Genomic DNA, 12,261 nt, shown 5'->3' with positions numbered 1-12,261 from the left:
GGCCAAAAGCGTGCCGGGATGACGGGTGGGCATGCCGGGATGACGGGTGAGCATGCCGGGATGACGGGCCTGCGCGCCTTCGCCACGGTTATTCGACGTCGATGACCGCCGGATCCAAATACTGGGTGCCGAGCAGGGTGGCGACGGTGCTGGCGTGTTCGACGATCTGGGCGGCGTCGGTGTCGATGGCTCCGCTGCTCCAGGCGGAGAGGAGTTCGTTGAATCCGCCGATGCCCATGAGCGTGCTCATGCGGAAGGCGGTTTCGTCGACGCCGGGGCGCAGGTAGGGGCGGGCGGTGGCGATGAGCAGATCGGTGGAATCGGTGAGGGTGGCTCGGCGGCGTTCCTCGAGCACTCGGCTGCCCGCGTGATTGTCGAAGAGGATGCGGGCGTGGCCGTGCGATTGCAGTTCGACGGCGCGGGTGACCGCCAGGCGCAGGATATCGAGGGGGGTGCGCTCGTGGTTCTCGGCCACCACGGCGGTGAGCTCGCCGAAGATCTCGAAGCACACCTCATCCCATACCGCGCCGAGTAGTTCGTCGCGGTCGGCGAAATGTTCGTAGAAGTAACGATCATTGAGTGTGGCCCGGGTGCACACGCCGCGCATGGTGACCGCGGCCCAACCGCTGTCGAGCCAGATCTCGAGGGCGGCGTCGATGAGGCGGCGGCGGCGTTCGGCGCGGCGCTGCTCCGGCGTTCGGCCGCCCCAGGTTCGGGCTGGTGCGCGCACGTTCATGGTTGACAAATTACCGCACCGGGAGCCTAATTGGTGGCAGGCGCGGCCAATGGTGGCAAGCGACACCAATTCACCGGTCGCGTCGCACTGTTACGGGAGTTGCCATGCGCCTCAACCCATTCGGCGGATCTCATCGCACCAGGAACGCGGATGCGGTGGTGACCGGAGCGGGCAGCGGAATCGGTCGCGGCCTCGCCGTCGAACTCGGCAAACGCGGTGGGCGGGTGGTCTGCGCGGATATCGACACCGACGGGGCGCGCGAAACCGTCGAATTGGTCGCTGCCGCGGGCGGCAAAGCCTTCGAGGTGTACTGCGATGTGACCAGCGCCGATCAGGTGACCGCACTCGCAGACACCGCCGAGGAGTGGTTCGGCAACCCCGCGGATCTGGTGTGCAATAACGCCGGAATCGGTGCGGGCGGTAAGCCGACCGGCGATTTCCCACTGACCGAATGGCATCGAGTGCTCGACGTCAACCTGTGGGGTGTCATTCACGGCTGCCACGTCTTCGCACCGCGTATGCGGGCCGCCGGACGCGGCGCGATCCTCAATACCGCCTCGGCCGCCGCCTTCGGCTCCGCCCCTCGGATGGCCGCCTACAACGTGAGCAAGGCCGGGGTATTCGCGCTCTCGGAAACCCTTGCGGCGGAACTGGTCGGCAGCGGCGTCAATGTCACCGTGCTCTGCCCGACCGCCGTCCGCACCCACATTCTCGATAACGCCACCATCGACGATCCATCCACCGCGCGGCTGGGAGATCTCCTGCTGCGCTGGACCGGTCGCTCGCCGGCGGCCATCGCGCGCGAAACCCTCGACGCTGTCGATCGCGGCCAGCTCTATGTCCTGCCGCAGGTCGAATCCAAGCTCATCTGGCAGTCCAAACGACTGTTGCCCGTCCCGTACACCCGCGCCGCCGGACTCATCGAAAGGTTGGCGCGTCGATAAGGAGTCGAACAATGGCGTTCGCATATCCCGACATGCTGGCGACTATCCAGGATCGCCAGTGGGCTCTCGCCGACATCGATTGGGAGGCACCGGGAGCCGAGCTCATCACCGCTGAGCAACGCCCGAAACTGGCCGCCTTCATGGCCGATCTGGTGTGGATCGAACACGTCGGCGCGCGGGGCTTCGCGGCCTTGGCCCGCAAGGCTCCCGAGGGGCCGCTCAAGGAGATCTACCGCTACTTCCACGCCGAGGAGCAGAAGCACGCCAATGCGGAACTGGCGCTGATGCGGCGCTGGGGAATGCTCGGCAAGGCCGCTACGCCACTGCCCAATAACAATATTCGGCTCGTCATCGAATGGGTGGACCGATACGCCGACGACCTGTCGTTGCCGGTGCTGGCCACGGTCATTCCCTCACTGGAATGCGCGCTCGACGGCGCACTGGTGAAGTTCCTGCTCGACGAGGTCCAGGACCCGCTGTGCCATCAGGTGTTCCGGCATATCAATAGCGATGAATCCCGGCATCTCGCGGTTGGATTCCAGGTGCTCGAACAACTCGGCGCCGGTCCGATGCGAAAGATCGCCATCGAGACGGCGGGATACACGCTGCGCCCCACCGTATTGCTCGGTGCGCTCGTCTACACGCCGCTGCTCTCGCGTATGTCCGCGAATATCATGGCGATGGGCTTGGACGAACAGAAGCTGTGGAGTGCTGTGCAGCGTTATGAGAAGGCCGGGGAACGTAGCCCGAATATCCGTCGGGTTCCTCTCTTTCACGTGGTGCGGCTGCACGGTAGGGCCACCATCAACCGGATACAGCCGCTACAGGCCCTCAACGACGGCCTGGGTAGGGTCATCGACCATTTCCCGGTGCGGATGCTCGGCCGGACCCCGTCATGGTCGGCGGAACTGACCTGTGAACCGGTGGCCGAATGAATGCCGCCGCCCGCATCGACGCCTTCTCGGACTGGGGTGACACCGCCCGCAATGGCCTGCCGCTGCGCGGTGCCGAGTCCTACCTCGGACCGCAAATCCATTGCGCGACCTGGCAGCGGCAAGTGGGGATCAATGGCAAACGGGTCGCCGTCATCGGTACGGGCGCGGCCGTTGCGCGGGTACTGCCCGCCGTGGCGGCGAAGGCCCGCAAAGTCACTGTTTTCCAACATGATCCAGCGTGGGTGCTGCCCTACCCGCCACTCCCGGATCTCGATCGTGTGCCCGGCCCCCTCGGCGGACTGTTGCGCCTGACTCGCGATGTCGCCGGGCTGCTGCGCCTGCCCGATCCGGGACCGGCGCTGACCGAACCTCCGGCCGCGGACGCCGGAGCCCTGCGGCGGCTTCCGTTCGCGCTCACCAGCCGTGCCGCCGCGCTGAACCTGCGTCTGCAAGTCCGGGATTCGTGGACCAGGCGGCTGCTCACCCCCGAATCGCCGACCGCCATCACCTGCCACAACCGCTATTACCGAGCCCTGCACCGCCCGAACTGCCGACTCGTCACCTGGCCGATCGCCCGGCTCGCACCGCACGGGATTCGCACCGTGGACGGCGTCGAGCACCGGGTCGACTGCATTATCTACGCGGAGGAGAACCTGTGAACGCGAATGGATCCGAGAAGGCCACAACCAGCGTCGTCGACCACGAAATAGTCATTGTCGGCGCCGGATTCTCCGGCATCGGATTTGCGATCATGCTGCGCAAGAACGGATTCGACGACTTCCTGATTGTCGATGACGCGGACGGGGTGGGTGGCACCTGGCATTGGAATACCTATCCGGGTATCGCCGTGGATATTCCATCCTTCAGCTACCAGTACTCGTTCGAACAGCAGCACAGCTGGTCGCGGGTGTACGCGCCGGGCCGGGAGCTGAAGGCGTACGCCGAGTACTGCGTCGGCAAGTACGGTCTGCGCCCCCGAATCCGGTTCGGCACCACCATCGCTCGCGCCGACTACGACGACACCCTGCACCTGTGGCGGCTGCGCACCGCTGACGGTGACGAGATCACCGCGCGCTACATGATCGGCGCGACCGGCGTCCTGACCCGACCGAAGCTGCCCGAAATCCCTGGCGTGGAGCAGTTCTCCGGCGTCGTCATGCACACCGCGCGCTGGGATCATGATCAGGATCTGACCGGTAAGCGGGTGGGCATTATCGGTACGGGCGCCTCCGCGATACAGGTGATTCCGGAGATCGCCCCGAATGCCGCACACCTGACGGTTTTCCAGCGCACCCCCATCTGGTGTCTACCGCGTCCCGATCGGGAACTGCCGGCGCCGGTGCAACTGCTCATGCGCCTGCCCGGTGGCAAACTGCTCACCCGGGTAGCCAGTCAGGCCTTCGTGGAACTCACCTTCCCGCTGAGCGCTCACTATTACGGGGTACTGCCCATTTCGAAGCTGGGCGAACGCACCGGCCACGCGCACCTGCGCAAACAGGTCCACGATCCGGTCGTCCGCGACAAGCTCACCCCTCGCTACGCACTCGGCTGTAAACGCCCCGGCTTCTCCAACGACTACCTGGCCACCTTCAACCGCGACAATGTCTACCTCGAAACCGATGCCATCGCCGAAGTCACCGAAACCGGCCTCCGCACCCACACCGGTGCGCATCACGAGGTCGATGTCCTGATTATGGCGACCGGCTTCAAGGTGATGGAATCCGGCAATATGCCCACCTTCGACCTGCACGGCAAAGACGGTGAGCGACTGGAGGATTGGTGGGACAAGCACCGCCTACAGGCCTATGAGGGGGTCAGTGTGCCCGGCTTCCCCAACTTCTTCAGCATTATCGGCCCATACGGCTACAACGGTTCCTCGTACTTCACCCTGATCGAAATGCAGACGCGCCATATCTTGCGCGTGCTGCGGCACGCGCGACGGCAGCGGGCGACACAGGCCGAAGTCACCCCGGAAGCCAATGAGCGCTTCTTCCAGGAGATGCTGAATCGCCGTGGTACCCAGGTGTTCTGGCAGGAGAGCTGCACCCTGGCCAATAGCTACTACTTCGACAAGAACGGCGACGTCCCGCTCAAGCCGATGAGCACCGTCGAAGCGGCCTGGCGGGCGGGCCACTTCGACCTGGACAACTACCGGTTCGACAAACTCGCCGAGCAACCCCGCCGCTCACGTCCCCCGCGCCGCGAAGCCGTGCGCTGATCTTGGTTAGAAATCGGCGAGGTTGTAGAGCCGCTGGGCATTCGTGCGGAAGACCTGATCGAGTGCGGTGGCATCCGCGCCGTGGTCGGTCAGGGCGGTAGCGATCGCTTCGGCGGCATTGCCGATGGTCGTAATCGGTTTGTCCACCGGGAAATTGGAGCCCCAGATCAGGCGGTCCGCGCCGAACACGTCGAGAGCGTGGTGCAGCATCGGCGAGATGCGCTCCAGCAGTACGGGTACCGGTGTCGGTTCCCCGCGGGGCGGCACGGGGTGGCCGAGGATGGGCATCATCAGACCGCTGATCTTGGCCACCACATTGGGGTGCGTCGCCAGGGCGGTGAGGTCGTCGCGCCACGTCAGGAAGAGTTCGCGACGCTGACCGGGGTTCTTTCCCGTCTCCCTACCCACCGGGCCGAAAATACCCGCGGGCGTGCCCAGATGGTTCAGGATGATGGTGACGTCGGGGTAGCGGCGGGCCAGCGCCGTCACCTCGGGGATCTGGTGCGAGTAGACCCATGCTTCGAAGGAGAGTTTTCGTTCGGCGAGTACCCCGAAGCCTTCGAGGAAGGCAGGGGTCGCCAGCACGCCGGGTGGGCGGTTGTGGCCGCGAATGTGCTTATCGGGGTGGTATTCGACGCGGGTGCGGATGCCTCGGAAGAGTGGGGAGGCGGATTGGTGGGCGTCGAGGAGTTCGGCGAAGCCGGGCGCGGTGGGGTCGCCGGCACCGACGATCGCGCCCAGCGCCGGGGTATCGACCCCGAAGGGGAGGCTGGCCACCCAGCGGGTTTCATTGGCGGGCGCCAATTGGCCTTTACCCGACCATTCGACCTCGATGTGGACAATCGCCTCGACGGGGACATCGCCCACATCGGTGCGGTAGTCAGCGGGCAGGTAGGGGTGAATGAAGGGTTCGGGATCTCCGACGAATTCGCGGTCGAGTTTGGGGGCCAGCTTCTTGGCAACGTCCAGTGGAATCGGCAGGTAGCGGAAGAGTTTCGCTAAACCGCTGAACTCGCGGGGCGTGCTCAGCGGATCCCACTGATGGATGTGCGCATCGACGACAGTCATTCCCGTCAGGTCCATGATGTCCCTTCCGTCCCGGTCGGCTCGAAGCGGATTGTCGCACTTCCCAGGTGGTCCGCGAGCCCGAATCAGACGTTGCGCCGGTACTGACCCCCCACGGTGAAGAACGCATCGGTGATCTGTTGCAGCGTGCACACGCGGGCCGCGTCCATGAGCACCTCGAAGACATTGTCGTCACCGCGGGCCGCCGCCTCGAGCCGGGCCAGGGCCGCATGTGCCTCGTCGCGGTGCTGTTCGGTGAATTCGCGGACGCGTCGCAGCTGCGATTGCTTCTCGTCCTCGGTGCCGCGGGCGAGCTCGAGCACCCGATACTCCTCGCCGTTTTCGTTGCGGAAGGTATTGACGCCGATGATCGGCAGGCTGCCATCGTGTTTGCGGTGCTCGTAGCGCATGGATTCGTCCTGGATACGGCCGCGCTGATAGCCGGTCTCCATGGCTCCGAGCACACCGCCGCGCTCGCTGATCCGCTCGAATTCGATGAGTACCGCCTCTTCGACGAGGTCGGTGAGCTCGTCGACAATGAAGCTGCCCTGCAGGGGATTCTCGTTCATGGCCAGCCCCCACTCCCGGTTGATGATCAACTGGATGGCCAGGGCGCGCCGCACCGATTCCGCGGTGGGCGTGGTGACGGCCTCGTCGTAGGCATTGGTGTGCAGGCTGTTGCAGTTGTCGTAGATGGCGATGAGTGCCTGCAGGGTGGTGCGAATATCGTTGAAACTCATCTCCTGTGCGTGCAGTGACCGCCCGGAGGTCTGGACGTGGTACTTGAGCTTCTGCGAGCGCTCATTGGCCCCGTACTTATCGCGCATGGCGATTGCCCAGATGCGCCGCGCGACTCGGCCGATCACCGAGTACTCGGCATCCATCCCATTGGAGAAGAAGAACGACAGATTCGGCGCGAAGTCGTCGATATGCATACCGCGCGCCAAATACGCCTCCACATAGGTGAATCCATTCGAGAGCGTGAAGGCGAGCTGGCTGATCGGGTTCGCACCCGCCTCGGCAATGTGATAGCCGGAGATGGATACCGAGTAGAAGTTGCGAACACTATTGCGCACGAACCATTCCTGGATATCGGCCATCATGCGCAGGCTGAACTCGGTGGAGAAGATGCAGGTGTTCTGGCCCTGGTCCTCCTTGAGAATATCGGCCTGTACCGTGCCGCGCACGGTGGCGAGGGTTTTCGCCCGGAGCTCGGCGGCCTCCTCGGCGGTGGGTTCGCGGCCCTCGGCGACCGAGAACTGTTCCAGCGCTTGGTCGATCGCCGTATTGAGGAAGTAGGCGAGGATGGTCGGCGCGGGACCATTGATGGTCATGGATACCGAGGTGGTGGGGGAGTCCAGGTCGAAGCCGTCGTAGAGCGCCCTCATATCGTCGAGGGTCGCGATGGAGACACCGGAGGTGCCGACCTTGCCGTACACATCGGGTCGCTCGGCGGGATCGTGACCGTACAGCGTCACCGAATCGAAGGCTGTGGAAAGCCGTTTGGCATCAGCGTGTTCGGACAGCACCTTGAACCGACGATTGGTGCGGAAGGCATCACCCTCACCGGCGAACATACGCGCCGGATCCTCATTGTCGCGCTTGAACAGGAATACGCCGCCGGTGAACGGGAACCGACCGGGCAGATTCTCCGCCCGCAGGAATCGCAGCAGCTCACCGTGATCGGTGTAGCGGGGGAGCGCTACCCGCGATACCGAATTGCCCGACAGCGTCTCGCGGCGCAGCACGGTGCGGATCTCGCGATCGCGCACCCGCACCACCTGTTCCTCGCCCCGGTACGACTCCGCGACGGCGGGCCATTCGGCAAGCAGTGCGGCGTTTTCCGGCGACAGTTCGCCCCGGGCTCGCTCGAGCAACTCGCTCACGGCCGCCGCCGCCCCCGTCGCAGCGCCCACCGCCCCGGCTGTAGCCCCCGCCGCCCCGGTTGCCGCATCCGCCCCCGTCATTCCGGCGTGCTTTTGGCCGGAATCCACCCCCAGCTCGTCGAGCACCATCTCGAAGCGCTGCACCCGCTGCGCCGCCACCGCCTGCCGCCCGGTCTCGGCGTGGTAGCCGCGCACCGCCTCGGCGATCTCCGCCAGGTACCGCACCCGCGCGGGCGGAATGACCTGCGCGAATCGCGTTGACGCGCGGGTGTTCACACGTGGCAGCGCACCCGGTTCCAGCGCAAGTCCGTGCTCGGTGAGCAGTGTGCTCAGATGCTGGTAGAGCGCCGTCACACCGTCATCGTTGAAAGTGGCCGCGCTGGTGCCGAATACCGGCATATCCTCCGGCGAGGCGTGGAATGCCTCCCGATTGCGCACCAGCTGTCGGGAGACATCCCGCAGTGCGTCCGCCGCGCCGCGCCGCTCGAACTTATTGATGGCCACCACATCCGCGAAATCGAGCATATCGATCTTCTCGAGCTGTGAGGCCGCGCCGAATTCCGGTGTCATGACATACAGCGAGACGTCCACATGGTCGGCAATGGCGGTGTCGCCCTGCCCGATACCCGGCGTCTCCAGGATGACGAGGTCGAATCCGGCTGCCTTGCAGGCGGTGATCATGCCGTCGATATTGTTCGGCACCTCCCGCTCACCACGCGTGGCGAGGGAACGGAAGAAGATGTGGTCTCCGTCGAGGGCATTCATTCGAATGCGATCGCCCAGCAGCGCCCCACCGCCGCGCCGCCGGGTCGGATCGACCGCCAGCACCGCGACCCGCAGTTTGTCCTGCTGATCGCTGCGCAGCCGCCGCACCAATTCATCGGTGAGAGAGGACTTTCCGGAGCCGCCGGTTCCGGTAATGCCGAGGACCGGCACTCGGCGCTGGGCAGCCGCGGTGTTCAAAGCTTCCGAATCCGCCGCGGTCAGGGCACCCTGCTGTAAGCACGTCAGCGTCCGCGCCAGTGCCGCCCGCTCGCCGGCGAGCACCCGCTCCACCGGTACCGGCGAGGTCGCCAGATCCACATCGCAGGTCCGAATCAGCTGATTGATCATCCCCGGCAAGCCGAGCCGCTGCCCATCCTCCGGGGAGAAGATGGTGACTCCCGCTTCGGCCAGCCGGGCGATCTCCTCGGCAATGATGACGCCGCCGCCCCCACCGAAGATCCGCACATGTCCGGCTCCGGCTTCCCGCAGCGCCTGCGCCAGGTACTCGAAGTACTCGATATGGCCGCCCTGATAGGAGCTGACCGCCACTCCCTGCACATCCTCGGTGAGCGCGGCATCGACCACCTCGCTCACCGCCCGGTTGTGTCCCAGATGAATGACCTCGGCCCCCTGCGATTGCAATATCCGCCGCATGATGTTGATGGCCGCGTCGTGGCCGTCGAACAGGGCCGCCGCGGTGACGAACCGCACCGGGTTGGCCGGGGTGTGCAGGTCGACCATCGCATCCTCCGCGGAGAGATTCTGTAGGTGTCCAAATAGTAGGACGTCAAAACAACTCTAGAGTGATTCCGAACACACCGCCAGGGCCGCGCTCGTGTATCTGTGAGCTATCCCACAGTCAATAGTTGGATGTCCAACTATAGGATCGCCATGTATCGCGCGGTCAGCGCGAGAGGCAGTGTCTACGGCAAGAAAAAGGACTGGCATGGTTCGCGAACTCACCCACTTCATCGGCGGGCAGCACGTTTCCGGGAAGTCCGGCAACTTCGGCGACGTCTACAATCCGAGCAGCGGGCAGGTGCAGGCCCGGGTGCCCCTCGCGAGCGCCGCCGAGGTCGAGGCCGTCATCGCCAATGCCGCCGAGGCGCAGTTGGAGTGGGCCGCGTGGAATCCGCAGAAGCGCGCCCGCGTGCTGATGAAGTTCCTGACCCTGGTGCAGGACGATATGGATTCCTTGGCCGCACTGCTGTCGGCCGAACACGGCAAGACCATTCCCGATGCCAAGGGCGATATTCAGCGCGGCCTCGAGGTCATCGAATTCGCCACCGGCATACCGCATCTGCTCAAGGGCGAGTACACCGAGAGCGCGGGCACCGGTATCGACGTGTACTCCATGCGCCAGCCGCTCGGTGTCGTCGCGGGTATTACCCCGTTCAACTTCCCGGCCATGATCCCGCTGTGGAAGGCCGGTCCAGCACTGGCGTGCGGTAACGCCTTCATTCTCAAGCCCTCCGAGCGCGACCCCTCCGTACCGCTGCGCCTGGCCGAACTGTTCCTCGAGGCCGGTTTGCCCGCAGGTGTATTCAACGTGGTCAACGGCGATAAGGTGGCCGTGGACGTACTGCTGCGCGACGAGCGCATCAAGGCCGTCGGCTTCGTCGGTTCCACACCCATCGCGCAGTACATCTACGAGACCGCCAGCGCGCACGGCAAGCGCGCGCAGTGCTTCGGCGGCGCGAAGAACCACGCGATCGTCATGCCCGACGCCGACCTCGACGATGTGGCCGATCAGCTCATCGGTGCGGGGTACGGTTCCGCCGGTGAGCGCTGCATGGCCCTTTCGGTCGCCGTGCCGGTTGGTGAGGAGACCGCGGATCGCCTGCGCGCCAAGCTGATCGAGCGCATCGACAAGCTCAATGTCGGCCGCTCCGACGATCCGGGCGCGGACTTCGGCCCACTGGTCGGCCTGGACGGCGTGGACCGGGTGAACAACTACATCCAGGTCGGTGTCGACGAGGGCGCGGAGCTGGTGGTCGACGGTCGCGGCGTCGAGGTCGCGGGCGCTGAGGGCGGATTCTTCGTTGGCGCGACGCTGTTCGACCATGTGACCCCGCAGATGCGGATCTACAAGGAGGAGATCTTCGGACCGGTGCTGGAGCTGGTGCGCGCCAAGGATTACGAAGAGGCGCTGAAGCTGCCGAACGAGCACGAATACGGCAATGGTGTAGCGATCTTCACCCGCGACGGCGATACCGCTCGCGACTTCGCGGCCCGGGTGCAGGTTGGCATGGTCGGCATCAATGTTCCGATTCCGGTACCGATCGCGTACCACACCTTCGGTGGCTGGAAGCGTTCCGGCTTCGGCGATCTCAACCAGCACGGACCCGACTCCATCCGCTTCTACACCAAGACCAAGACGGTGACGCAGCGTTGGCCGGGAGGAGTAAAGAACGGAACTGTGCTGTCGGGCGGCTCCGCCGCCAATGCCTTCGTCATCCCGACGATGGACTGATGATGTTCGCACTCGACGACGACGAAAAGGCGATCGTGGAGACCGCCCGCTCCTTTGCCGACGAGCTGCTCGCCCCCAACGCACTGGAATGGGATGAGCAGAAGCACTTTCCGATCGATGTGGTGCGCAAGGCCGGATCACTCGGTATGGGCGGCATCTACATTCGCGAGGATGTGGGTGGCTCGGGGCTGCGGCGGTTGGATGCGGTGCGCATCTTCGAGCAGCTGTCCACCGGCTGCCCGGCCATCGCCGCCTATATCTCCATCCACAATATGGTCGCGTGGATGATCGACAGCTATGGCGATGAGGCACAACGCAATCGGTGGTTGCCGGGCCTGACGTCCATGGATCTGCTGGGCAGCTACGCGCTCACCGAACCGGGTGTCGGCTCCGATGCCGCGGGCCTGTCCACCAAGGCCGTCCGCGACGGTGAAGACTACCTGCTCACCGGCGTCAAGCAGTTCATCTCCGGTGCGGGCAGTACCGATGTCTACGTGGTCATGGCCCGCACCGGTGATGCCGGAGCGCGGGGCATCTCCGCCTTCATCGTCCCGGCCGACACTCCGGGCATCTCCTTCGGAGCCAATGAGAAGAAGATGGGCTGGAACGCACAGCCCACCCGCCAGGTCATTCTCGACAATGCCCGGGTACCCGCCGCCAACCTGCTCGGCGCCGAGGGCAATGGGTTCCGCATCGCCATGAACGGGCTCAATGGCGGACGGCTCAATATCGCCGCCTGCTCGCTGGGCGGTGGACAGTCCGCGCTCGACAAGTCCGTCGCATATCTGGCGCAGCGCAAGGCCTTCGGAGCGCGGCTGCTGGACAATCCAGCCCTGCAATTCGAACTCGCCGATATGCGCACCTCCCTGGAAGCCGCCCGCACGCTGCTGTGGCGGGCCGCCGCCGCCCTCGACGCCGATGCCGACGACAAGGTGGAGCTGTGCGCCATGGCCAAGCGCTTCACCACCGACGCCGGATTCGAGGTGGCGAACAAGGCCCTGCAATTGCACGGCGGCTACGGCTATCTGGCTGAATACGGAGTCGAGAAGATCGTCCGCGATCTGCGGGTGCACCAGATTCTCGAAGGTACGAACGAAATCATGCGGGTTGTCGTCGCCCGCTCGGTGGTAGGAGCGGCGTGAACGGTCAGGGCTCGGAGGCGGCAGCCTGCGTAACCACGGAGAGCTCCCGTTCACGCCAGAAAGGACACGGCGTGAACGGTCAGGGCTCGGAGGCGGC

General features: G+C 65.1%; 9 protein-coding genes. 6 read left to right on the top strand and 3 right to left on the bottom strand.

Annotated elements, in window-relative coordinates:
• Positions 1-88: 88 nt before the first annotated feature.
• Positions 89-736 carry a TetR/AcrR family transcriptional regulator gene (locus NU1_RS36160; RefSeq protein ID WP_067528717.1) on the bottom strand — a complete coding sequence of 216 codons (648 nt, stop codon included), beginning with the start codon at positions 734-736 and terminating at the stop codon, positions 89-91.
• Positions 737-840: 104 nt separating this feature from the next.
• Here NU1_RS36160 and NU1_RS36155 point away from each other — a divergent pair, with 104 nt between their 5' ends.
• The 4 genes from NU1_RS36155 to NU1_RS36140 are packed head-to-tail and all read left to right on the top strand — an operon-like array spanning position 841 to position 4,833.
• Complete coding sequence (locus NU1_RS36155; RefSeq protein WP_067528715.1) at positions 841-1,680, top strand: SDR family NAD(P)-dependent oxidoreductase; 840 nt, start codon at positions 841-843, stop codon at positions 1,678-1,680.
• Positions 1,681-1,691: 11 nt separating this feature from the next.
• Positions 1,692-2,615, top strand: a complete 924-nt coding sequence (locus NU1_RS36150) for a reductase (protein ID WP_067528713.1) — start codon at positions 1,692-1,694, stop codon at positions 2,613-2,615.
• Complete coding sequence (locus tag NU1_RS36145; RefSeq protein ID WP_067528711.1) at positions 2,612-3,274, top strand: NAD(P)/FAD-dependent oxidoreductase; 663 nt, start codon at positions 2,612-2,614, stop codon at positions 3,272-3,274. The genes NU1_RS36150 and NU1_RS36145 overlap by 4 nt, the downstream gene beginning before the upstream one ends.
• Positions 3,271-4,833 carry a flavin-containing monooxygenase gene (locus NU1_RS36140; protein ID WP_067528710.1) on the top strand — a complete coding sequence of 521 codons (1,563 nt, stop codon included), beginning with the start codon at positions 3,271-3,273 and terminating at the stop codon, positions 4,831-4,833. The genes NU1_RS36145 and NU1_RS36140 overlap by 4 nt, the downstream gene beginning before the upstream one ends.
• Positions 4,834-4,839: 6 nt before the next feature.
• Here NU1_RS36140 and NU1_RS36135 read toward each other — a convergent pair whose 3' ends face one another.
• Both NU1_RS36135 and icmF read right to left on the bottom strand, forming a co-directional pair.
• A complete protein-coding gene (locus NU1_RS36135; protein ID WP_245720469.1) occupies positions 4,840-5,901 on the bottom strand; it encodes an amidohydrolase family protein in 1,062 nt (353 codons plus the stop codon).
• An 83-nt stretch (positions 5,902-5,984) separates the two neighbouring features.
• Positions 5,985-9,290 carry a fused isobutyryl-CoA mutase/GTPase IcmF gene (gene icmF / locus NU1_RS36130; protein WP_067528706.1) on the bottom strand — a complete coding sequence of 1,102 codons (3,306 nt, stop codon included), beginning with the start codon at positions 9,288-9,290 and terminating at the stop codon, positions 5,985-5,987.
• Positions 9,291-9,495: 205 nt separating this feature from the next.
• On the opposite strand from icmF, the gene NU1_RS36125 reads away from it, so the two are divergent.
• Positions 9,496-11,022 carry a CoA-acylating methylmalonate-semialdehyde dehydrogenase gene (locus tag NU1_RS36125; RefSeq protein WP_067528704.1) on the top strand — a complete coding sequence of 509 codons (1,527 nt, stop codon included), beginning with the start codon at positions 9,496-9,498 and terminating at the stop codon, positions 11,020-11,022.
• A 2-nt stretch (positions 11,023-11,024) separates the two neighbouring features.
• Positions 11,025-12,164, top strand: a complete 1,140-nt coding sequence (locus NU1_RS36120; protein WP_067528721.1) for an acyl-CoA dehydrogenase family protein — start codon at positions 11,025-11,027, stop codon at positions 12,162-12,164.
• Positions 12,165-12,261 lie beyond the last annotated feature (97 nt).

Source organism: Nocardia uniformis NBRC 13702 (assembly GCF_001613345.1).
GTDB lineage: Bacteria > Actinomycetota > Actinomycetes > Mycobacteriales > Mycobacteriaceae > Nocardia > Nocardia uniformis.
Note: the sequence above shows the minus strand (reverse complement) of the source record. Positions and strands in the feature narration are given on the sequence as shown.